Origin of the sequence: Sphingomonas oligophenolica (assembly GCF_039522915.1) — a bacterium.
Lineage (GTDB): Bacteria > Pseudomonadota > Alphaproteobacteria > Sphingomonadales > Sphingomonadaceae > Sphingomonas > Sphingomonas oligophenolica.
Genome location: NZ_BAAAEH010000035.1, coordinates 1 through 22,498, shown reverse-complemented (window position 1 = coordinate 22,498; position 22,498 = coordinate 1). Strand labels below are relative to the sequence as shown.

The 22,498-nt window shown below is 65.0% G+C and carries 23 protein-coding genes; 9 read left to right on the top strand and 14 right to left on the bottom strand.

The genetic code is table 11. From position 1 onward, the window contains the following. Window positions 1-28: 28 nt before the first annotated feature. From ABD050_RS15990 to ABD050_RS15980, 3 genes are all read left to right on the top strand, one after another. Entirely contained in the window at window positions 29-1,012 is a 984-nt protein-coding gene (locus ABD050_RS15990) for an aldo/keto reductase (protein WP_343890888.1), read from the top strand. A gap of 696 nt (window positions 1,013-1,708) precedes the next feature. Then, window positions 1,709-3,025 carry a cytochrome P450 gene (locus tag ABD050_RS15985; protein ID WP_343890467.1) on the top strand — a complete coding sequence of 439 codons (1,317 nt, stop codon included), beginning with the start codon at window positions 1,709-1,711 and terminating at the stop codon, window positions 3,023-3,025. Continuing rightward, a complete protein-coding gene (locus tag ABD050_RS15980; protein ID WP_343890466.1) occupies window positions 3,022-3,228 on the top strand; it encodes a ferredoxin in 207 nt (68 codons plus the stop codon). The genes ABD050_RS15985 and ABD050_RS15980 overlap by 4 nt, the downstream gene beginning before the upstream one ends. A gap of 66 nt (window positions 3,229-3,294) precedes the next feature. Here the strand turns inward: ABD050_RS15980 and ABD050_RS15975 are convergent, their stop codons facing one another. From ABD050_RS15975 to ABD050_RS15915, 13 genes are all read right to left on the bottom strand, one after another. Next, complete coding sequence (locus ABD050_RS15975; protein ID WP_343890465.1) at window positions 3,295-4,029, bottom strand: TetR/AcrR family transcriptional regulator; 735 nt, start codon at window positions 4,027-4,029, stop codon at window positions 3,295-3,297. A gap of 26 nt (window positions 4,030-4,055) precedes the next feature. Then, complete coding sequence (locus tag ABD050_RS15970; protein WP_343890464.1) at window positions 4,056-5,525, bottom strand: aldehyde dehydrogenase family protein; 1,470 nt, start codon at window positions 5,523-5,525, stop codon at window positions 4,056-4,058. Between the two features lie 33 nt (window positions 5,526-5,558). Then, window positions 5,559-6,296: an SDR family oxidoreductase gene (locus tag ABD050_RS15965; RefSeq protein WP_343890463.1), complete on the bottom strand. Its 738-nt coding sequence runs from the start codon at window positions 6,294-6,296 to the stop codon at window positions 5,559-5,561. A 99-nt stretch (window positions 6,297-6,395) separates the two neighbouring features. Continuing rightward, a complete protein-coding gene (locus tag ABD050_RS15960) occupies window positions 6,396-7,178 on the bottom strand; it encodes a hypothetical protein (protein WP_343890462.1) in 783 nt (260 codons plus the stop codon). Between the two features lie 181 nt (window positions 7,179-7,359). Next, on the bottom strand, window positions 7,360-7,791 hold the full coding sequence (locus ABD050_RS15955) for a nuclear transport factor 2 family protein (RefSeq protein WP_343890461.1): 432 nt from the start codon (window positions 7,789-7,791) through the stop codon (window positions 7,360-7,362). After that, entirely contained in the window at window positions 7,788-8,549 is a 762-nt protein-coding gene (locus ABD050_RS15950) for an SDR family NAD(P)-dependent oxidoreductase (RefSeq protein WP_343890460.1), read from the bottom strand. The genes ABD050_RS15955 and ABD050_RS15950 overlap by 4 nt, the downstream gene beginning before the upstream one ends. Before the next feature lie 65 nt (window positions 8,550-8,614). Then, window positions 8,615-9,025: a nuclear transport factor 2 family protein gene (locus ABD050_RS15945; protein ID WP_343890459.1), complete on the bottom strand. Its 411-nt coding sequence runs from the start codon at window positions 9,023-9,025 to the stop codon at window positions 8,615-8,617. Further along, window positions 9,022-10,716 (bottom strand): class I adenylate-forming enzyme family protein, encoded by a 1,695-nt coding sequence (locus ABD050_RS15940; RefSeq protein ID WP_343890458.1) that lies wholly within the window; start codon window positions 10,714-10,716, stop codon window positions 9,022-9,024. The genes ABD050_RS15945 and ABD050_RS15940 overlap by 4 nt, the downstream gene beginning before the upstream one ends. A 60-nt stretch (window positions 10,717-10,776) precedes the next feature. After that, on the bottom strand, window positions 10,777-11,760 hold the full coding sequence (acuI, locus tag ABD050_RS15935; RefSeq protein WP_343890457.1) for an acrylyl-CoA reductase (NADPH): 984 nt from the start codon (window positions 11,758-11,760) through the stop codon (window positions 10,777-10,779). 68 nt (window positions 11,761-11,828) lie between these two features. After that, window positions 11,829-12,515, bottom strand: a complete 687-nt coding sequence (locus ABD050_RS15930) for a TetR/AcrR family transcriptional regulator (protein ID WP_343890456.1) — start codon at window positions 12,513-12,515, stop codon at window positions 11,829-11,831. Between the two features lie 135 nt (window positions 12,516-12,650). Next, complete coding sequence (locus ABD050_RS15925; protein WP_343890455.1) at window positions 12,651-13,118, bottom strand: VOC family protein; 468 nt, start codon at window positions 13,116-13,118, stop codon at window positions 12,651-12,653. 3 nt (window positions 13,119-13,121) lie between these two features. Next, window positions 13,122-14,273, bottom strand: coding sequence for a sulfotransferase family protein (locus tag ABD050_RS15920; RefSeq protein ID WP_343890454.1), 1,152 nt, complete (start codon window positions 14,271-14,273; stop codon window positions 13,122-13,124). Between the two features lie 112 nt (window positions 14,274-14,385). Continuing rightward, the gene (locus ABD050_RS15915; protein ID WP_343890453.1) at window positions 14,386-15,252 is read right to left on the bottom strand and encodes a helix-turn-helix domain-containing protein; all 867 of its coding nucleotides are present in this window, start codon (window positions 15,250-15,252) and stop codon (window positions 14,386-14,388) included. Window positions 15,253-15,407: 155 nt separating this feature from the next. Here ABD050_RS15915 and ABD050_RS15910 point away from each other — a divergent pair, with 155 nt between their 5' ends. The 6 genes from ABD050_RS15910 to ABD050_RS15885 all read left to right on the top strand — a co-directional run bounded on the left by ABD050_RS15910 (window position 15,408) and on the right by ABD050_RS15885 (window position 22,228). Next, window positions 15,408-16,193, top strand: a complete 786-nt coding sequence (locus tag ABD050_RS15910; protein WP_343890452.1) for an SDR family NAD(P)-dependent oxidoreductase — start codon at window positions 15,408-15,410, stop codon at window positions 16,191-16,193. 18 nt (window positions 16,194-16,211) lie between these two features. Then, the gene (locus ABD050_RS15905; protein ID WP_343890450.1) at window positions 16,212-17,225 is read left to right on the top strand and encodes a zinc-dependent alcohol dehydrogenase; all 1,014 of its coding nucleotides are present in this window, start codon (window positions 16,212-16,214) and stop codon (window positions 17,223-17,225) included. After that, a complete protein-coding gene (locus tag ABD050_RS15900; protein WP_343890448.1) occupies window positions 17,222-18,475 on the top strand; it encodes an alkyl sulfatase dimerization domain-containing protein in 1,254 nt (417 codons plus the stop codon). The genes ABD050_RS15905 and ABD050_RS15900 overlap by 4 nt, the downstream gene beginning before the upstream one ends. An 83-nt stretch (window positions 18,476-18,558) precedes the next feature. Then, the gene (gene cysD / locus ABD050_RS15895; RefSeq protein ID WP_343890447.1) at window positions 18,559-19,461 is read left to right on the top strand and encodes a sulfate adenylyltransferase subunit CysD; all 903 of its coding nucleotides are present in this window, start codon (window positions 18,559-18,561) and stop codon (window positions 19,459-19,461) included. After that, window positions 19,461-21,488, top strand: coding sequence for a sulfate adenylyltransferase subunit CysN (gene cysN / locus ABD050_RS15890; RefSeq protein ID WP_343890446.1), 2,028 nt, complete (start codon window positions 19,461-19,463; stop codon window positions 21,486-21,488). The genes cysD and cysN overlap by 1 nt, the downstream gene beginning before the upstream one ends. Next, a complete protein-coding gene (locus tag ABD050_RS15885; protein ID WP_343890445.1) occupies window positions 21,485-22,228 on the top strand; it encodes a 3'(2'),5'-bisphosphate nucleotidase CysQ in 744 nt (247 codons plus the stop codon). Before cysN ends, ABD050_RS15885 begins: the two co-directional genes overlap by 4 nt. Window positions 22,229-22,304: 76 nt before the next feature. On the opposite strand, the gene ABD050_RS15880 is transcribed toward ABD050_RS15885, so the two are convergent. Next, on the bottom strand, window positions 22,305-22,498 hold a 194-nt coding region (locus ABD050_RS15880), incomplete at its 5' end, for a hypothetical protein (protein WP_343890443.1).

Below are 22,498 nucleotides of genomic sequence, written 5' to 3'. Positions count from 1 at the left end.
GCCGGGTGCGCATCGCAAAGGAGCATTTATGCAGACCAGAACCCTGGGCCGAAACGGCCCGCAAGTCTCCGCGCTCGGTCTGGGCTGCATGGGGCTGACCTTCGGGTTGGGGCCGGCAACCGAACGTGGCGAGGCAATTGCGCTGATCCGTGCTGCGGTCGAGCGTGGCGTCACCTTCTTCGATACCGCCGAAGCCTATGGCCAAGGTGCAAACGAGGACGTGGTGGGTGAAGCGCTGGCTCCGTTCCGCGACGACGTCGTGATCGCCACCAAGTTCGGTTTCCTGGACGGGCAGGCGATGAAGGGCCTCGACAGCCGGCCCGAACGCATTCGCGCGGTGGCGGAGGCATCGCTCAGGCACCTCAAGACCGACAGGATCGACCTGTTTTATCAGCATCGCGTGGATCCGAACGTGCCAATGGAGGATGTCGCCGGCACCGTCCGTGACCTGATCGCCGAGGGCAAGATCAAGCATTTCGGCCTGTCCGAAGCCGGTGCAGGGTCAATCCGCAAGGCGCATTCGGTGCAGCCAGTGGCGGCGCTGCAAAGCGAATATTCGCTGTTCTGGCGCGAACCGGAGAAGGAAATCCTGCCGCTGCTCGAAGAATTGGGGATCGGCTTCGTGCCGTTCAGCCCGCTCGGCAAAGGCTTTCTCACTGGCAAGATCGACGAGAGGACCGAGTTCGGCGAAGGCGATTTTCGCGCGATCGTGCCCCGGTTCCAAGCGGAGAACCGCAAGGCGAACCTGGCGCTGGTCGACCGCGTCGGCGAGTTGGCCACCGAAAAGGGCGTCACTAACGCGCAGATCGCGCTGGCATGGTTGCTCGCGCAGAGGCCGTGGATCGTGCCGATCCCCGGCACCACCAAGCTGCATCGGCTGGAGGAGAATCTGGGTGCGGTCGATGTGATCCTGTCGCCCGAGGAGCTGGATCGTATCGGCGAGACGCTCGCGCAGATCGAATTGGTCGGCGAGCGCTATCCGGCTGCCATACGCGACCGGCAGGGACGCTGAAATCCCAAAGAGGAGGCGTCGCTGCGAGAGGCGGTTTTGCGCTCTAGTTGCAGACGGGTAGTGCAGTTCGCGCTCTTCCTGGACGCGGCCATTCCGCTCCTCGTCAGATTGCGATCCAATCTGCATCGGGACGGTGCCGCCAGTCTAATGCGAACTCGCTCCCGCAGGCGCAGCTGCGGCTTGGAGGGACGTGCTCCAGGTCATCACGGTCAGCCGGCAACGCTCGCTATACCAATCAACTCCGACGTGACGGCCTCGGGGCGGTCGAGCATGACGTCGTGGCCACACGCGACCTCTCTCGTCGTCCAGCCGCGGGCCCTCGCGCGATCATAAGAGGCGGTGAACGGTGCCCCCTCTCAATCCGACGCATAGATGAAATGGTTCCGCGGAATTTTGGACAGCCCACCGTTCAGCTGGATTGGCTGCTGAAAGGTTGCCAGCGATTGGGGCGTGCACTGCCGATCCATTCAATCGCGATCCTGCGCATTGACGTTGAAGATCTCGGCCGGGGAAAAGCTGTCGTCCCTTCATCCCTCATCCGGGTGACCGCCAGCGACCAGAATGGATCGCGCGGGCGATCAACATCGTTGTCCAAAGCGGGCGTGTAGCCGGTGCACAGCGACATTTGTTATACGTCCGGCTTCAGACCAATTGTGAACCGTAAGCATGGCGGCGGGCGCGCTTGAAGGAGAGACCATGAACGATACGCCCAACGCGTTTGAAGCGCATGACTTCTTCCGCAGCGACCAGTTCATCAACGACCCGTACGCCTATTTCGATTATCTGAGAGACCAGTCTCCGGTCGTGCGTGAGCCGCATCAGGGCATCTTCATGGTGACGGGCTACAACGAAGCCCTCGAGGTCTATAACGACCCCGCCCGCTTCTCCTCCTGCATGTCGACAACGGGACCGTTTGCGGGCTGCCCCATTCCGCTGGCGGGTCACGAGAAGGACGACATTTCCGACCTGATCGAAGCCTATCGCGACCAGACCCCCTTCAGCGACCAGCTCCCGACCTTGGATCCGCCGGTCCACACCGCCCACCGGGCGTTGCTGATGTCGCTGATCACCCCGAAGCGCCTCAAGGAAAATGAGGACTTCATGTGGAAGCTGGCCGACGAGCAGATCGACACATTCCTTTCGCGCGGCGAATGCGAGTTCATGGATGCCTTCGCCCAGCCCTTCGCCGTCCTCGTCGTGTCCGACCTGCTGGGCGTACCTCCCGAGGACCGGACCGAGTTCCGCAAGCATCTGATCCGGGTGGAGCGGGAGAGTGGCGGCGCCGTGGTCGGCGGCACCGACGGAGAAGTCACGCACGGGCCGCTGATCTTTCTGTACGAGAAATTCTCGCACTATATCGAAGACCGCAGGCGCGATCCCAAGGAGGATGTCCTTACCGGACTCGCCAAGGCCACCTTCCCCGGTGGCGCCGTGCCGGAGCCGATGGACGTCGCCCGGATTGCCGCCAATCTGTTCGCCGCCGGCCAGGAAACCACGGTGCGCTTGCTCAGCTATGCGTTCAAGGTGGTCGGCGAACGCCCCGACCTCCAGCAACGTCTTCGCGCGGATCGCAGCCTCATCCCCAATTTCGTCGAGGAATGCCTGCGGATCGAGGGCCCGGTGAAGGGCGACTTCCGCCTGGCGAAGAAACCGACGAGCGTCGCCGGCGTCGATATCCCGGCCGGCGCCTTCCTCTATATCGCCAACAGCGCCGCCAACCGGGATTCGCTCAAGTTCGAAAACCCCGCGGCGTTCGAGCTGGACCGGAAGAATGCCCGCCTGCATGTGGCGTTCGGCGCCGGCCGCCATGCCTGCCCCGGCGCGCCGCTGGCGCGGGCCGAAGCGGTCGTCAGCCTCAACCGCATGTTCGACCGGACCAGCGACATCCGCATCTCCGAGAAGGTCCACGGCCCGGCCGACGCACGCCGCTACAGCTATCTGCCGACCTTCATCCTGCGCGGATTGACTCACATTGCCCTTGAGTTCGATCCCGTAGAGGCTGGCGCGCGATGAAAGTCCGGATCGATACGGATTTGTGCGCCGGTTTTGGGATCTGCGTGGGGATCGCGCCCGAGATCTTCAAACTGCACGAAGACGGCTACGCCACCGTGCTGGTCGACGAGGTGCCGCCGGAACTCGAGGATCTGGTGGGACGGGCGGCCAACCAGTGCCCGGCGCAGGCGATTTCGCTGAGTGGCGACTCTCTCACCGGCTGACATTAGCGAGGGCCAGCCGGAAATCCGCACGATGCCGAACTGCGCGGCCGACGAAGCCAGGCCCGCTCAGCCCGTCTTCGCCAGCGTGCGGTAATCGCGGATGGCGAGTTCCAGGATCCGCGCTTCGGCGTCGAGCAAATATTGAGCATGGCTCGGCGAGAAGCGCGCGTGGAGGAGCGTCTCCAGCGCATCGTCGGTCGTTACCGTCACGACGCGTTCCAGGCCGGTCATCAGCGCGGTGGCCATGCTCGAGACAGGGGTACCGGTCTGATCGGGATCGCCGTCCATCTGCTCGACCATCAGCCGCATCAGCGGCTGGGCGGAGCGGACGCGCAGTATCAGCATGCGTTCGTCGCGCCTGTCGGCCATGTTGTTGCGCAGGTGGAGCAGGCGCGAATGCCTGACCCAGAAGGCGTGATAGGCGCCGACGAATTCACGCGCGCGCGTGCGCAATTCAGCGTCGGGCCAATGGCTCCGCATCAGCGAGACATAGGAGTCTTCTGCCGTCGCCATCACCGGCTCGAGCGCTGCGACCAGCAGCTCGGTGAGATCGTTGAAATAGAGGTAAAGCGACGTCATCCCCAGCGACGCCTTGCGCGCGACGGCGCTCAGTGAAATCTGCTGATCGCCCTCTTCGAGCAGCTCATTGGTCGCGGCCAGGATGCGCTCGCGCGTGTCGCGGCCCTTGCGGCCGAGCCGCTGGCCGTTGAGATTATGGCTCAGCGGCTTGGCGGACTGCGCCCCGCCCGACCGAGCCTTCGCCGGATCCGCCTTATCCTTCGTCGCCGATAGTCCGTCCACAATCCCTGCCCATCCCATTGGCGGGCCTAAGCGACCCGCCAGGCGATCGCCTTGGTCTCGAGGAATTCCTCGATCCCTTCCAGGCCCCATTCGCGGCCCATACCACTGGCCTTATAACCGCCAAAGGGCAAATCGCCGGCGATGCACATGCCGCCATTCACGCTCACCGAGCCCGAGCGGATGCGGCGCGCGACGCGCATCGCGCGATCGAGATTGCCCGAGGCAACGCCACCGGACAGGCCATAATCGCTTTCGTTGGCGATGCGCACCGCGTCATCGTCATCCTCGAAGGGGATGAGGACGAGGACCGGCCCGAAAATCTCCTCGCGGGCGATGCGCATGTCGTTGGTCACGTCGGCAAAGCAGGTCGGCTCGATGAAATAGCCGCCACCCTTGTCCGGGCGGGTCTTGCCGCCGGCGATGAGCGTCGCGCCTTCCTCGATGCCGAGCTCGATATAGGACATCACCCGGTCCATCTGCCGCTTCGACACGACCGGGCCCATGATGTGCTTCGGGTTGTCGAACTCGCCCCAATTGTCGCCGAAGCTGGCATAGCCATGCGCGAGGATCGCCCTGGCTTCCTCATACCGGCTTTTCGGGACCAGCAGCCGCGACTGGACCGCGCAGCCCTGGCCGGCGTGGAAGACGAGCATGGCGGTGGCGACTTCCATCGCGAAATTGGGCGCATCGTCGAGGACGATCTTGGCCGACTTGCCGCCAAGCTCGAGGAAGACGCGTTTAAGGGTGGCCGCACCCTGTTCCATGATGCGCTTGCCGACACCGGTCGAGCCGGTGAAGGAGATGAGATCGACGCGCGGATCCTTGACGAGCATCTCGCCCGCCATTGCCGGATCGCTGCCGAAAACCACGTTGACCACGCCCGCGGGGAAGCCGGCCTCGGCCGCGAGCTCGCCGAAGATCGCCCCCATGCCCGGCGTGTTCGGCGCTGGCTTCAGGATGAGGGTGCAGCCGGCGAGCAGCGCCGCGACGACCTTGCCGACATTGACGTAGAGCGGGACGTTCCACGGCGTGATCGCGGCGACGACGCCGACCGGCTCATAGACCGCCACGCGATGGCTTTCGAAGCCGTAGCCGGTGCGCGTCCCGTAATCCTTTTCCCACGTCACCTGCGGGAAGACGGCGAGATAATCGTCCCAACCATCGAGCGCCATGTCGACATGCGCGCGGCCGACCGCACCAAGCGCCGCGCCAGCTTCGTGCCGGGCGAGATCGGACAGGCGGTCGCGGTTCGCCTCGAACAGCGCGCGCAGCTTCGTCACCAGCTCGACGCGCTTGCCGATGTTGGTCGACCAGTCAGTGTGGTCGAAGGCGCGGCGTGCGGCGACGATAGCTGCCTCGACATCGGCGGCACTCGCATCAGCCGCCTTGCCGACGGGTTCCCCGGTCCAGGGGCCGATCACGTCGAAGGTCCTGCCTCCCTCGGCATCGCGCAGCTCGCCATCGATGAAAAGCCTGGCGTCGGGAAGGGTCGTCATGAGGATCGTTCCTATGTCGTGGTAAAGGGAGAATCAGCGCCGGCTGGCGCTCAGGGTGACCATGCCGACATGCAGATCGGCGGGCATGTCGAGCACTGCGCGAAACGCGTCGGTAACCGACTTGTAATGGGAGATCGGGCGCTCGCGCAGGTTGAGGCCGATCTTCGCGTTTTCCTGGGCGAAGCGCATGGCGACATCCGTCGGCCAGTTGGTCCCGGTCTTGGTTTCGTCCATCATCTGACCGGCGCGCACCACCGTCACCCGGACACCGGCGCCTTCCAGCTCGCGCGACCACATGTCGGAAACAAACTCGAGGCCGGTCTTGGTGCCGGCATACATCCACAGCATCGGCATCCGCAGATGCACCGATTCGCTTGTTACGTTGATGATATGCCCGCTGCCGCCGAACAACGGCAGAGCGGAGCGCGCACAGAAAATCGGGCCGGCGAGGTTCGTCGTCAGCGCGCCGAGAATCTGCGCGTCGCTTGCCTCGGCCAGCGTGAACGGCTCGAAAATCCCGGCATTGTTGATCAGCACATCGATCTTCGGATGGCGCTCGGCGATCGTCACAAAGGCGGCGCGGACTGAATCGGGATTGCCGACATCGCACTCGACCGCAAAATGAGGCGCGCCAAGCTCATCGGCGATCGCCTGCACCTTGGCGAAGGTCCGGCCGAGCAGGATCACCGTATCGCCGTCGGCGGCGAGACGGCGCGCAAGCGCACGCCCCAGCCCATCGCCCGCCCCGGTTATAACGACTGTCTTACCCACTTGAGGCTCCGCGGTTTGAAGAAATCCGATATGCTAAGTGCGCCTGCCGCCCGGCCCGCCACAAGGGGGCTGCCATCGCCGCCGCGATGGGTGCCGGTTTCACGCCGCCGGGCGCGCGAAATCGGCCGGATAGACCGACAGATCGCCATCATAGGCGATGCCGCCGGGCCAGAATTCGGTGCCGCTGATCTTCCTGAAATAATGCACCGTCCGCGCGAAGGAGCCGGCCGTTGAGCGCGGCGCCATGGCGACTCCGCTCGGGCTGACACCCCGCGCGCGCGCGCTGAAATCCTTGACCGTGAAGAGCAGATCATCGGTCTGCTGCGCGCAGAAGACGAGATCGCTGCCCGGGCAATAGCGGCGCGGCTCGATCTGGAGCGGCGACAGGCGACCGCGCTTCATCGCGACCTTGCCGGGCACCCGGGTCACTTCGGGGCCGTGCACCTCGTCATACCATTTGTGATACTCCGCCTCGCGCCCGGCGACAAAATTGGCGAGGATGATGCTGGCGCCCGAAAAGGGCTTGTCGCGCTGGTGATTGGGGCTCGAAACCCAGTCGGAATACATGGCGTAGCTGTGGATCCGCTCGGTCTCGCCGGCCAGATCGATCAGGCCGGCATCGCGCGCCTCGGCGAGCAGCGGGCCGAGCGCGGGAAGGTCGATTTCGGGCGACGGGTAATCGAATTCATAGACGCTCATGAACCGCCAGGGCTGCGGGATGTCCGGCATGACCTGTTCGGGCGTCACCTCATAGCGGTCGGCGCTGCGGAAGCCGCGCAGGCGGGCGAGATCCCCGCCGTGCTTGCCGTCGAACCAGGCCGCATAATCGGCCTCGCGCCCGGCGGGCACGTTGTGGAGATGGATGGTGGTGTAGAGGCTCATCCTGGCTCCTCGCTTCTTTTGCCGTTCTTCGGCTTGCCGGTCATCTCGGGAAAGCGGGCGAGCTTGGCAAGGCGGGGGATGCAATGATCACCGGCGCGATTAACCGTGAGTGCCGTGAGCGATGACCAGGGAGGATTCCTTCCCCGGCGAGGGCCGGGGAAGAAGAAAAAAATCGTGCGCCCTACCCGTCCCCTTCAGGCGCCTTCACCTCAAGCGCGAGGCGCGTCAGCGCCGACCGCGCGATCCGCCAGGTGCCGTCCTCGCGGGCATAGGCTTCGTGATAATGGCCATTGCCCGCGATCGTGCGGCCGTTCGGGAAGGTCAGCCAGTCCTGCATCGCCCAGATGGCGGTCGCGGTGTCGCCGGTTACCTCGATCTCGGGCGAATGGACCTGGTGGACCGTCCTTGCCGCGTCGATCGAGGCGCGCACGCTCGCGACGGCGGCATCGCGTCCCTCGATGCGCGGGCCGCCCGATCCCGTCGCGTCGAGGATGAAATCGGCGGTGAACAACCCGGCCCATCCCGCCCAGTCCTTGGTATCGAGCAGGCGGCAATAGCGCGCCTTCAGATTGGCGATCGCCAGCCAGTCGGCGAAACCGGGGGCCGTGCTCATATCCGCCAGCCGCGCAACTGGTTGCCGCCGTCCATGATGATGATCTCGTTGTTGATGAAGCTGCCTTCGTCGGATGCGAGGAAGATGCCGAGATTGGCGATATCCTCAGCCGTCCCCTGGCGCTTGAGCAATTGCATTCCCTTGACCCGCTGATAGGTCGCCTCGGGCAATGACGCGCGGCTTGCCTCGGTTTCCATCAGGCCGGGGGCGATGGCGACGACGCGGATTCCGTCAGCGCCCAATTGAGTCGCCATGCCGAAGGTCATCGCGTTGAGCGATGCCTTGGTGACGCCATAGGCGGTCGCCGGCGTATAGCTCGCCATCGAGGACTGGTTGATGACCAGCCCCTCGGCTGCGGCGAGCGCCGGCCTGAGCGCCTCGGCGAGCAGCAGCGGCGCAATGGTGTTGATCGCAAGGAAGCGCTGCCATTTGGCCATGCCGAGCCCGAAAAAGCCGTGCGCGATCTCGCCATAAGCGAGGCCGGCATTGTTGATCAGGACATCGAGCCGGTCATGTGCAGCGAGCACGGTCGCCGCAAAGGCGGTGATCAGCGCCTCGTCGCCGAGGTCGACATGGTGGTCCGACGCGGTGCCGCCGAGTGCCTCGATCATCGCCCGGCTTTCAGCGAGACCGGCCGCGTTGACGTCGGCGAGAATCAGCGCAGCGCCTTCCTTCGCGAAGGCGAGCGCGTAAGCGCGGCCGAGGCCGCCCGCCGATCCGGTTACCAGCACTGTCTTGCCCGTAAATCTGCCTGCCATGATCCATTCCTCTTTTTCGCGATGACGAGGGCGGCCGCGCCTACCCAGCGCAGGACCGATCGATTCTATTCCTGGCGCTCGAACCGGACGCTCGCGATCCGCCAGCCTTCAGGGGTGCGCCGGAAGCTGTCCGAATAGCGGCCGATCAGGATGTCCACCGGTCCGCCGCGGCGCTTGAGGTGGACCATCACCGTCCAGCCGGCATGTGCCGTGTCGCCGTCGACCGCGATCAGCGGCGTATGGATCATGTGCACGCGCCACTCCGAATTGGCGGCGATCGCGACGCAGAGAAACTCGGCCAGCGCATCGGCGCCCACCAGCGGATCAGTGCCGTAATGGCCGATCGCTCCGGGCAGGAAGACCTCGTCCAGAACCTTGCGCGCGGCCTCCGGATCCTCGGCCAGCCGATCGACTGCGTAGCAATAGCGCGCCTTGACGTTCTGGATGGCGACGATGTCGTCGGCGAGGCTGGTCATGCGCTCTCGGCCTCGAGGCGCTTGACGACCAGCGCCTTCAGGTCAGCGGTCTTGATCTTGGCGGTGCCGGTCAGTTCGAGCTCGTCCTCGGCGAAGAAGAACACGCGGCGCGGCACCTTGAAGCTCGCGAGCTGCTCCTTCGCGAAGCCGCGTACCCCCTCCTCGTCAAGCGCCGCGCCGGCGTGAGGAACGATACAGGTGACGACGAGCTCGCCCAGCATGTCGTGCGGCACGCCGACTGTCTGGGTGACCTTGACGCCGGGGCAGGATTTCAGGACGGAATCGATCTCGACCGGCGAGACATTGGCGCCACCGGTCTTGATGATGTCGTTGAGGCGACCCTCCCAGAACAGGCGCGGCGTGCCGTCGGGCAGGACATCGACATAACCGCCGTCGCCAGTACGGAAATAGCCCTGATCGTCGAGCGTCTCGTCGAGGGGCACGCCGAGATAGCCGAGCATCAGGGTCGGGCCCTTGACCGCAATCTCGCCGCGATCGCCCATCGGCACTGTCTCCCCGCTCAGCGGATCGACGATCTTGAAGACCATGCCCGGCTGCGGCGTGCCGTGGCTGCCGCCGATCACCTCCTCGGGCGTACCCGAGGGGAAGATCGCGCTGATCGTGAAGGTCTCGGTATTGCCATAGGCAGCCATCGGTTCCTGCCAGTCAGTCGTGACGGTGGGATGGCGCCCGAGCGGCGTTTTCGGGCCGACATATTTGAGCGTCGAAAGGTCGACCGCGTTCCAGTTGGCGGCTGCTTCCAGCTGCGCCCATTGATGCGGCCAGGCGATCGCCATGGTCGCCTTCTCCGTGTCGAGCAGGGCAAGCGCCTGTTCGGGCTGGAAGGTCGATTGCAGGATGAGGCTGCCGCCGCTCGACAGCGTCCCGCCGATCGCCATGCCGAAATTGCCCGACCAGAAAAAGCCGTTGGCCGACCAGGTCCGGGTGTCGCCCCCGGTGGCGTAGAAGCGCTTCCATCGCCAGAGCTGGAGCGAGACCCCGCGATGTGCGCTGAGAATTCCCTTGGGCTTGGCGGTCGTCCCCGAGGAGAAGAACAGGGCGCCGGGATCGGCGGGGGTGACGGTCGCTGCGGCGGCGTCGACCAGATCCTGCGAAACGGCCGCGCCCCGCGCGAGGAAACTGCCCCAGTCCTCGATCATGCCGGGCCCGCCGCCGACTGACGCGATATGGCGCAGGAACGGGAAGTTGAGCGAGGCGAGACCGCCCGGCGGCGCCGACAGGGTTTCCGGCTCGAGCGCGGCTACCATTTCGGCAAAGTCCTTTTTCAGGACCGTGCGTTCGAGGAGCAGCACCGAGCAGGCCGATGCCTTGAGCAGATGATCGAGCTCGGCCGCCGTCGAGAAAGTGCTGAGCGTCGCCGGCACCGCGCCGGCGAGCGCTGCGCCGAACATTGCTGAAAGGAACTCGGGGCGGTTGGTCATCAGCACGCCGACGCGCGTGCCCTTGCCGACGCCGCTGGCGAGCAACGCGCGCGCTACCTGGTTGGCGCGATCCCATAGTTCGTCATAGGACCAGCGCGTCTCGCCGGCCGCCTCACGCAGGACAAGCGCCTCGCGCGGCCCGAAGCGTTCGGTGACCTCGCGCAGCCAGCCGCCGAGCGTCAGCGCGCCGATGCCGGGCTCGTCCGCGAGCGGCGGCCCGGCGATGATCGAGAGTGGCCGGTCAGTCATTCCACACCCCAGGCGAGCGGCGCTGCGACAGGGCCGATGGTCGCCCCTGTTGCAGCGTCCTCAACGATTGACGTCGACGACGATGCGGCCGCGCACCGTGCCGTCGAGCAGGTCGGCGGCCGCCTTGATTGCCTCGGCCAGGCCGATCTCGGTGGCGATCACCTCGAGCAAGGCGGGATCTAGATCGCGGGCAAGCCGTTCCCAGGCGGGAAGGCGCGCTGCCTTCGGCGCCATCACGCTGTCGACGCCGAGCAGGCGCACGCCGCGCAGGATGAAGGGCATGACCGTGGTCGGGAAGTCGGCGCCCTGGGCGAGCCCGCAGGCGGCGACCGCGCCGCCATAGCGCGTCTGGGCGCAGACATTGGCAAGCGTGTGGCTGCCGACCGAGTCGATCGCCGCTGCCCAACGCTCCTTCTGGAGCGGCTTGCCCGGGTTCGAAAGCTCGGCGCGATCGATGATGGTGTCGGCGCCGAGCTGCTTCAGATAATCGGCCTCGGCCGCTTTGCCGGTCGAGCCGGCCACGGTGAAGCCGGCCTTTTTGAGCAGGGCAACGGCGACGCTGCCGACGCCGCCGGTTGCGCCAGTGACGAGCACCTCGCCGTCGCCCGGCTTCACGCCGGCCCTGACCAGCGCCTCGACGCAGAGGGCCGCGGTATAGCCGGCGGTGCCGATCGCCATTGCCTGTTTCGGCGTGAACGCCGACGGCAGCGGCACCAGCCAGTCGCCCTTCAGCCGGGCTACCTGAGCGAGGCCGCCCCAATGAGTCTCGCCGACGCCCCAGCCGTTGAGCACGACCTTGTCGCCGGCCTTCCAGTCGGCATGCGAGGACTCACGCACGGTCCCGGCGAGATCGATGCCGGGCACCATCGGAAATTTGCGGACGACCGGCGACTTGCCGGTGATGGCTAGGCCATCCTTGTAGTTGAGCGTGGAGTAATCGACATCGATCGTCACATCGCCTTCGGGCAGCTGGGCTTCGTCGAGTTGCGCCAGAGCGACGCTTTGCTTGTCGTCGGTCTTGTCGATCACAATTGCGGAGAACATGGGGTTTCTTCCCTGTTGGTTGGTTGATGTCGTCGGGTTCCGCAAAGGCGGGCCCCGCGGTTGGAGCGCTATTCTCCCGCGGCGCGTATCCTGGCCGGCGCCTCGGCGGCGGTTCCGAGCAACTCTGCGATCTGGGGAAACCGGTCGCTCTGCAGCGAGCCATACATGCAGAGGCGCAGGCATTCCTGGGTGAAGCGTCGCGCGAGGGCACGCCGTTCCTCGTCACCATGGGCATGAGAGCGGGCCCAGATCGGCCACAGGAAAGTGCCCGACAGGATGAGCACCGACATCACTTCGGCATCGATCCCCGGCTGGGCAAGATCGGTATCCGCGAAGCGCTGGAGGGAGCCCGCATATTCGCGCCAGAAAGGATCGGCCGCCGGATCGGACGAGGACAGGAGCTGGAGCAGCCAGATGCGGCATAGTTCGGGATTTTCCATCGCGAAATTTGCCAGCCGATCATTGGTGTCAGCGATGTCGACCTGTTCGACCCGCCGTTCGCCAACGGTTTCCGGATCACCGAACACGATGCGGAACATGGTGTCCGATACCGATTCAGCCGTCGCGGCGATGAGCTTCTCGCGGGTTTCGAAATGCTGATAGGCGGTGCCGCGATTGACGCCCGCGAGATGGGCGACCTCGGACAGGCTGATCCCTTCTGGACCGTCCTTGGCAAGGAGGGTCCTGGCGGCGCGAAGAATTGCGGCGCGAGTCTCCACCGGATCCCTTGAACGCCGTTTGCGGGTTTCAGTCATCGCTGCTCCGGTCGTGCCCATCCCTCTGATCGGGCCTGGCAACATCCCTGTCCGCGCCGCCCAAAGAGTCAAGCCAAGCGCGGGCCGACATGGCTTTCCGCTGCCATCATCGCCCCGGCGAACAGCGGGTCAGGCCTATCGCCCGCCCATCCCCGCCCAGCGATCAGGCACCATCCAGCAATATTCCAGATAATGGCCGAGCCATTGACGGGCGTCGAAATAGGCAAATTCGAGCATCCCCGGCGTGCCGCCTCTCAGCACCATCGGGAATTTTTCGGTATCGACCTTGGCCATGAAGGCGTCCCAGTCATCGACGAGATGGCAGATATGATGGAAGACAAGCCGGTCGTCGGCCGGCAGGGCATCGCGGTACAGCGCGAGCACATCGCCTTCGCCGGGCTGGATCAGCTCGAACTGCAGATCCTCCACCCAGACGAAGGCAAGCTTCTGAACGCCCTTGCCTTCGCCCTGCGGGGTCCAGAGCTGGACCGGAACCTCGATCTCGATCAGCTTGCGGATCTCGGCATTCTGCTTGAATTCAGCGACTGCCTTATCGACGTTCCGGGTGACATAGGCGTTCTGATAGTGGCGACCGGTGATCATGGTTCAGCCCTCCCGCGCGATATCATAGCGTGACAGATAGCGATCGAATTTGGGCGCGAGCCCTTCGACCGAGATTCCGTATTTTTCGAGATCATATTCGTGCTTGCCGAACTTGCCCTGCGGGTTCGCGTCGAGCCAGGCGTGCATCCCGGCCTCGATCTCGGGCGTGAAGTCGTCGCCGAGCGCCGCGTAAAGGCCGCGCATCGTGCCGATCGGATCAGCCAGCAGATCGGCATAATGAACATCGACCATCGACTCCTCGCCTTCGCGGTCACGGAAATCCATGATCCGGTTGGCATGCTCGACCGCCTGATAGGTGCAGTTCTCGCCCAGCCATTCAGCATCGACGCGGCCGGTGAAGCCCATATGGGCAAGCGAGATGATCGAACAGAAGCTGCCCATCGCGGTGAAGGGATCGCGGTGAGTCCAGATGAAGCGGGCGTCGGGGTAGACTTGCCTGATCGTGTCGAGCCACAGGCTGTGGCTCGGCATCTTGAGGTTCCAGATGCCGGGCGCATCGGCCTGGAGCAGCTGGAGGAAGCGCTTGTGATAGGCATAGGCCGAGCTCATGTCGGTAGAGAACAGCCAGTCGCGATAGTTGGGTAGCTTGCCGCGCGATTCCAGCGCCAGCGCCTTGAAGTCGTGCGCCATGAAGAAGATGCACTCGTTCGGATAGACAGCCGAGTTGCGGTAATATTTGCCCATTTCGGGGCGCGCCGCGAGCATCGCCTTTTCCTGCTCGAGCCGGGCGATCGCGCGCGGATCAGTCTTCAGCGTGGCCGATGTGGCGGGTGGGACCGGGTCATCGATTTCCCAGGTCAATGGTGAACGGCGCGCCGGATCGCAGGCGAGCAGGTTGCTGAGCAGCGTGGTGCCGGTGCGGGGAATGCCGAACACGAAGACCGGCTTTTCGATCGGGCGGTCGAGCAGCTCGGGACGGCCGTCGAGATAGGCGGTGGTCTTCAGCCTGGCGGCCAGCAGGTCGACGATGCTGCCGTGCATGCGGGCATGGCCGCTCTCCGACAGCCCGGCCTTGTTGGCGTCGGATACGAGAATGCCGAGGCCTTCCTGGAAGCTTCGGGAATCGAACCGGTCGAGGCCGGTGGCCTTGATGGCCTCATCGACCAGTGCGTCAGCGACCAGGGGGGCGCTCATGACAATCTCTCCTATGGGGATTTTTGCGGTATCATGCGCAGCGTGCCCGGCACCGCCAACGGCGATGACTTTCGCAATCAAGCCATAGTAGAAGGATCAGGCCACAAGCCTGTCAGGGCGCCTTACGAAGCTGGCGCTGGCGGAACTGGCGCGGCGTCGAACCGGTCGCTCGGCGAAAGGCGTAGGAAAAGCTGGACGGAGAGGCGAAGCCAAGCGCGAAAGCGATCGCCTTGATGCTCTCGGCCGAGCCGAGCTGGCGCTTGGCTGTTTCGATCCTGGTCTGGGCGATATGGTCGCCGATCGCGCAGCCCCGGCTGGTGCGGAAACCGCGCGTCAGCTGTCTGATCGAGGTGTTGCAGAGCGCGGCCAGCTCCTCGAGCGGCGGCACCGGGCCGGGCTGCTCGAGCCGCTCGTCGATCAGGCGCAACCGCCAGGACGCGAGACCGCCGGTGATCGGCCCTTCGGCGACCGCGCGGCAATAGCGCGCGACCTCGATGGCGAGCTGCTCGACGATCAGTTCGGCAAGCACTTCGCTGCCATGTTCGGGATTGCGGGCCTCGCGCGCGAGCCGGCCGAGGCATGAGCGCAGGTGCGGATCAGCGATGTTCAGCACTGCGCCGAGCCGCCGGTCAGTCCATTCGATCCCGCCGTCGAGCCAATGATCGATTGCCTCGGCCCGGATCTCGCAGACGATCGATGCCTGGTTGGTGCCGCCGTCACTGCGCACATGCAGTGCCTCGCCGGGCGGCACGACGAAGATCTCGCCGAGCCGCTCGAAGCGATGCGGACCCCAGCGATCGAAATAGCAGCCACGCGCATTTTCCGGGCGCGGCGTCAGGCACATGTCGAGCCAGTAATGGTTGGGGCGGAACACATGGTTGGTCGGCTGGTCAGTGAAAAAACGGACGACCCGCGCGCTTGCCCGCGACGTCGTCAGCTCTGCCTCGAACACCGTATCCGCGTAGGAATCGCCCGCCACGGCCTCGTCTTCCCTTCTCTAGTCCGTCTCTGGCTCCCTGACAGGACAATGGCCATCTGTCGATAGTCTGGCGCATTGCAGACAGGACCGCACTGGCTGACATTCGACAGCGCGGCACGCCGAAACCGGCGGGCGCAACGATGGAGAGGCGCGGCATGTCCAGGGGTTTGTTCGATTGCACCGGCAAGGTGACGCTCGTCACGGGCGGCAATAGCGGCATTGGCCTTGGCTTTGCTCGCGGGGTCGCGAAGATGGGCGGCGACATCGCCATCTGGGCGCGCAGCGCCGAGAAGAACGCCGCAGCGAAGCAGGACCTGCTCGATGCCGGCGCCGGCCGGGTCGAAACCTATTCGATCGACGTGACCGGCGAGCAGAATGTAATTGACGGCTATGCGGCGCTGATCGCCGATTTCGGCCGGGTCGATTGCGTATTCGCCAATTCGGGGCGCTCGGCCAAGCAGCATGCGTTGCTCGATATGCCGACCGAGGAATGGCATGACCTGCTCAACCTCAATCTCCACGGCACCTTCTTCACCCTGCGCGAGGGCGCGCGGGCGATGGTGAAGCGCGCCGAAGCCGGTGAGCCGGGTGGCAGTCTGGTCGGGTGCGGCAGCCTCTCGATGTTTCAGGGGCTCGCCGGTCGCCAGAATTATGCCGCGTCCAAGGGTGCGCTCGGCGCCATCATCCGCGGCATGGCGGTCGAGTTCGGCAAATACGGCATCCGCGCCAACACCATCGCACCGGGCTTCATCCTGACCGGCATCGGCGGGGGCGGCATGGAGCAGGTCGAGCAGATGTTCGCCCAGCGCACCCCGCTGCAGCGGGCCGGCAGGCCCGAGGATTTCGAGGGGCTCGGCGCCTATCTCGCCAGCGACGCGTCGTCGTTCGTCTCCGGTGAAACCATCACCGTCGACGGCGGCTATATGGTCCGACCGATGTAATCCCGCGGGGAATTGAACATGCGCAGACTCAATATCCACGGCGTCGGCGACGTCCGCCTCGACCCGTATTCGCGGCCCGAGGCCGGTCCCAAGGACGTCGTCCTCAAGATGAAGGCGTGCGGCATCTGCGGCAGCGACCTTTCCTATATCAAGATCGGGGGCATCAATCGCCAGCCCGACGGCGTTACCGCGCTTGGACATGAAGGCGCCGGCGAAGTGATGTTCGTCGGCGACGAGGTCGAAGGCATCGAGATCGGCCAGTCGGTGATCGTCAACCCGATGAATACGTCGAGCTTCATCGGCAGCGGCGGACCAGAGGGTGCGTTCACCGAGGAATTGCTGGTGCGCGGCGGGCGGCTCAACGACAATCTGCTGCCGATCCCGGCGGGCATTCCCTTCGAGGTCGCAGCGATGTGCGAACCGCTGTCGGTCGCGATGCACGGCGTCAACCGCGCCGACGCGAAGGCGGGCGACAAGCTCGTGATCTTCGGCTGTGGGCCGATCGGACTCGGCATGGTGCTCTGGACGGTTGACCGCGGCTGCGATGTGATCGCGGTCGACCTTGCGGAGGAGCGGCTCGAGCGCGCCCGCGAACTCGGCGCCCGGACGATCAATCCGTCTCGGGAGGATCTCGGTGCGCGGATCAAGGAGATCCACGGCGCCGAGATGTATTTCGGCCGCGAGCGGGCCAGCACCGATGCCTATATCGATGCGGCGGGCGCGGCCTCGATCCTCGCCGATGTGGTGGCGCTCGCCAAGCGTCATGCGCGGCACGTGATCACGGCTGCCTATATGAAGCCGATCGAGCTTCCCGCCGGCCAGATGCTGACCTCTGAGATGACGATTACCACTGCAGTGGGCTATCCGACCGAAATGCCCGATGTGATCGCCGCGATGCCACGCCTGCGCGACAAGATCGCGGCGTTGATCAGCCATACCCTGCCCTTCGACCAGGTGCTCGAAGGGCTGGACATCGCCGCCACGCCGCAATCGGCCAAGGTGATGATCGCCTTCGAAGGCGCGGACAAATGAGCGACGACAAGCAGACGCCACTCGGAGCGCTGGTCATGGCCGGCCAGGGCCAGGCCGACGCCGAGGCGATCACCGATACCATCTTCATGGTGAAGGACATCTCGAACGCCTATCTGGTGACGACGGCTGACGGCGACCTGCTCGTCAACACCGGGTTCATCGGCAATGGCGAGCGCAACAAGGCGCTTTTCGCGCCGCACCGCACCGGCCCGCTGCGGCGGGTGATCCTCACCCAGGCCCATGCCGACCATTATGGCGCGCTGCCGGGCCTGATCGAGGACGGCACCGAGGTGATCGCCGGCGACGGCTTCAGCGAGACCTGCGCCTTCTTCGACAAGCTCGCGCCGTTCCTCGCGCGCCGCTCGGGCAAGCTCTGGGCGTCGATGACGCGGCGTAACGGCCCGCCACCGGTGCCGCCGGTCGTGGTGCCCGATATCACGACGGCGGGCACCTATGCTTTCGAACAGGGCGGCCGCCGCTTCGACGTGGTGAAGACGCCGGGCGGCGAAACCCTGTGCTCGGTGTTCGTCTGGATGCCCGAGGAGCGCACCATCTTCACCGGCAATCTGTTCGGCCCGGTCTGGCGCGCAATGCCCAATCTCGTCACCATCAGGGGTGACCGGCCGCGGCTGGTGCGCGCCTATCTCAGCTCGGTCGAGCAGGTCCGCGCGCTCGAGCCCGAGCTGGTCATCACCGGGCATGGCGAGCCGATCCGGGGCGCCGCGAAGATCCGCGCCGATCTCGATACGATGCATGCCGCCGTTTCGTATCTGGAGCGCGAGACGATCGCTGGCATGAACGCCGGCAAGACCGTCCAGGAATTGATGCAGACGATCGTGCTGCCGGACGAGCTCAGGATCGGCGAATTCCACGGCAAGACGAGCTGGGTGGTGCGCGCGATCTGGGAGGAGAATGCGGGCTGGTTCCATTATGAGGACGGCACGACCGCCTTGTTCGGGTCGCCGCGTTCCGTGGTGGATGCAGATCTCGTCGAACTCGCGGGCGGTGCGGCACCGCTGGCAACAAGGGCGAAGGCGCATAGTGAACAGGGGCGGCCGCTCGAGGCGCTTCATCTGGTCGAGATTGCGTTGTCGGCAGAACCGGCCAATGCCGATGCGCTGACGGTCAGGAAGGCAGCACTCGAACAATTGGCCGCCGCCAGCAACGGATCGAACCTGAGCGAGACAATGTGGCTGAAGGCGGAGATCGCCGACGCGGAGAGCCGGCTGGCAACGAGCCGCGACGGCTGATCGAACAGGCTTAGGCCTGACAAGAATGGATTGTTTGCCGCTGCCGCCCGATCCCGGGCAGGCAGCCGGCGGAGACTGAAGACATGGCGAAGACATTGACTCACCTGGAGCGCCTCGAAGCCGAGAGCATCCATATCCTGCGCGAGGTGGTGGCCGAGGCTGAACGGCCGGTGATGCTCTATTCGGTCGGCAAGGATTCGGCCGTGATGCTGCACCTGGCCAAGAAGGCCTTTTACCCGGCACCGCCGCCCTTCCCGCTGCTCCATGTCGACACGACCTGGAAGTTCAAGGCGATGTACGACCTGCGCGACAAGGCAGCGGCCGATGCCGGCATGGAGCTGCTCGTCCATCACAACCAGGAGGCGATGGACCGCGGGATCAACCCCTTCGACCATGGCGCGCTCCACACCGACATGTGGAAGACGGAAGGGCTGAAGCAGGCGCTCGACAAATATGGCTTCGACGTCGCCTTTGGCGGCGCGCGGCGCGACGAGGAGAAGAGCCGCGCGAAGGAGCGCGTGTTCAGCTTCCGCTCGGCCAATCATCGCTGGGACCCGAAGAACCAGCGGCCTGAACTCTGGAACCTCTACAATGCGAAGAAGGCCAAGGGCGAGAGCATCCGGGTGTTCCCGATCTCGAACTGGACCGAGCTCGATATCTGGCAGTACATCCATCTCGAGAATATCGAGATCGTGCCGCTCTATTTCTCGGCGCAGCGGCCGACCGTCGTGCGCGACGGGATGATCCTGATGGTCGATGACGAGCGCTTTCCCCTGAAGCGGGGCGAGGAAGTGGTCGACCGGTCGATCCGGTTCCGCACGCTTGGCTGCTATCCGCTGACCGGTGCGGTGGAGAGCGAAGCGACCACCTTGCCGCAGGTGATCCAGGAGATGCTGCTGACGACGACCAGCGAACGGCAGGGGCGCGCGATCGACCATGATCAGGCGGCGAGCATGGAAAAGAAGAAGGCCGAGGGGTATTTCTGATGGAACGCGAAACTTCTTCTCCCCTCCCGCTTGCGGGAGGGGTTGGGGGTGGGCTCCCGCTCACCTCGACCGGAACGCTCGCTGATAGCGCGAGCCCACCCCTCAGTCCCCTCCCGCTCGCGGGAGGGGAGGAAAGTAGTTATCAGACCGACGCTCTCATCGCCTCGGACATCGACGCCTATCTCCTTCAGCATCAGCACAAGTCGCTGTTGCGCTTCATCACCTGCGGGTCAGTGGATGACGGCAAGTCGACGCTGATCGGGCGGCTGCTGTACGACAGCAAGATGATCTTCGAGGATCAGCTCGCGACGCTCGAGGCGGACAGCAAGCGGGTCGGCACGCAGGGGCAGGAGATCGACTTCGCCCTCCTTGTCGACGGCCTCGCCGCCGAGCGCGAGCAGGGGATCACGATCGACGTCGCTTACCGCTTCTTCGCGACCGAGAAGCGCAAGTTCATCGTCGCCGACACGCCCGGGCACGAGCAATATACCCGCAACATGGTGACCGGCGCCTCGACCGCCGACCTCGCCGTGATCCTGATCGACGCGCGCAAGGGCGTGCTGACCCAGACGCGGCGCCATTCCTATCTCGCGCACCTGATCGGAATCAGGAACATCGTGCTCGCGGTGAACAAGATGGATCTGGTCGACTATGACCAGGGCGTGTTCGACACGATCGTCGCCGAATATGGCGAATTCGCCACCTCGATCGGGATCGAGAGTTTCACGCCGATGCCGATCTCCGGCTTCAAGGGCGACAATATCACCAGCCCGTCGCCGAACATGCCCTGGTATTCCGGCCCGCCGCTGATGGCGCATCTCGAGGATGTGTCGCTCGACGCCGATATCGCGCAGGCGGGGCCGTTCCGGATGCCGGTGCAATGGGTCAACCGGCCCAATCTCGACTTTCGCGGCTTTTCCGGGCTGGTCGCGAGCGGCGTGATCGCGCCGGGCGATGCGGTGCGCGTACTGCCCTCGGGCAAAACCTCGACCGTGGCGCGGATCGTGACCAGTAGCGGCGATCTCGATGAGGCGGTCGCCGGGCAATCGGTGACGCTGACGCTTGCCGACGAGATCGATTGCTCGCGCGGCGACGTGATCAGCATCGCCGGCGATCCACCGCAGGTGGCGGACCGGTTCGAGGCGACGATCGTCTGGATGGCTGACGATGCGATGATCCCGGGCCGTGCCTATTGGCTGAAGCTCGCGACCCAGACCGTGTCGGCGACGGTGCAGGCGCCGAAATACCAGGTCAACATCAACACCATGGAGCATCTCGCGGCGAAGACGCTCGACCTGAATGCGATCGGCGTCGTCGAGATGGCGACTGACCGGCCGATCGTCTTCACCCCCTATGCCGACAATCATACGCTTGGCGGCTTCATCCTGATCGACAAGATCACCAATGCGACGGTCGCGGCTGGGATGCTGCACTTCTCGCTGCGGCGCGCCCAGAATGTGCATTGGCAGGCAGTCGATATCAGCCGCGAAGCGCATGCGGCGATGAAGAACCAGAAGCCGATGGTGCTGTGGTTCACCGGCCTGTCGGGCGCGGGCAAATCGACCATCGCCAATCTGGTCGAGAAGAAGCTGCACCGGATGAACCGGCACACCTTCCTGCTCGACGGCGACAATGTCCGGCACGGGCTGAACAAGGACCTTGGCTTCACCGAGGCGGACCGGATCGAGAATATCCGCCGCGTCGGCGAGGTTGCGAAGCTGATGGCCGATGCCGGGCTGATCGTCATCACCGCCTTCATCTCGCCGTTCCGTGCCGAGCGGCAGATGGTGCGCGAGATGCTGCCCGAGGGCGAGTTCATCGAGATTCATATCGACACGCCATTGGCCGAGGCCGAAGCGCGCGACGTGAAGGGGCTCTACAAGAAGGCGCGGGCCGGCGAGTTGCAGAACTTCACCGGGATCGACAGCCCCTATGAAGCGCCCGAGCATGCCGATATCCGGATCGACACGACCCGCATGACGCCCGACCAGGCGGCCGATATGATCGTCGAGCATCTCATCCCATGACCGACGCCGAACTCGCCGCGCATCTTGCCGAGACTGCGGGCAAGCTGCTGCTTGCGGTCCGCGAGGCGGGTGTGTTCTCGGCCAAGGCGCTCGGCAAGGCCGGCGATGCCACCGCCAACGAGTTCCTCTGCCGGGCGATCCGCGAGCAGCGGCCCGATGACGGGCTGCTCTCCGAAGAGACCAAATGCGACGGCAGCCGCCTGGGGATGGACCGGGTGTGGATCATCGATCCGGTCGACGGCACGCGCGAATATGGCGAGGCGCGCTCCGACTGGGCGGTGCATGTCGCGCTCGCGATCGACGGGGTGGCGAGCGTCGGCGCGGTGGCGTTGCCGGGGCTCGACACAGTGCTGCGGACCGACCGGCCGTTCGCGCTGCCTGAACCCGGCAATCCATTGCGCATGGTCGTCAGCCGGACTCGCCCCGCCGCCGAGGCAGTGATGGTGGCCGAGAAGCTCGGCGCCGAGCTGGTGGCGATGGGCTCGGCGGGCGCCAAGGCAATGGCGATCATCCGGGGCGAGGCCGATATCTATCTGCATTCGGGCGGGCAATATGAATGGGACAGCTGCGCGCCGGCCGCGGTGGCGGTCGCGTTCGGGCTTCATGCCAGCCGGATCGACGGATCTCCGCTGCGCTATAACCAGGAGGATGTTTACATGCCGGATCTGCTGATCTGCCGGCCCGAGCATGCCGAGCTGGTGCTGGGCATCTTGCGCGACGCGGCGGTGGCGGTCGGCTGAGATTTCCCGGTTAGCGGGCCGATTTCCCTGTTCTTTTTATTTTTCCGATGGCCCCTCTCTGGCTTTATGTTTTAGATCAATCGATTAACTCTTCGCCTCCTTTCGTAACAGGGAATTTCGGCGCGATAGCAGGGAATTTTCTGTGATACTGACGCCGTTGCGACGGTCGCTTGACGCTGACTTCAGCGTCACCCCGGACGTGTTCCCACTGCTGTCCGGGATTTTTCATGCTGTGCCTAGATTGAGGGCGAGTTGGGGAGATGGAGGTAG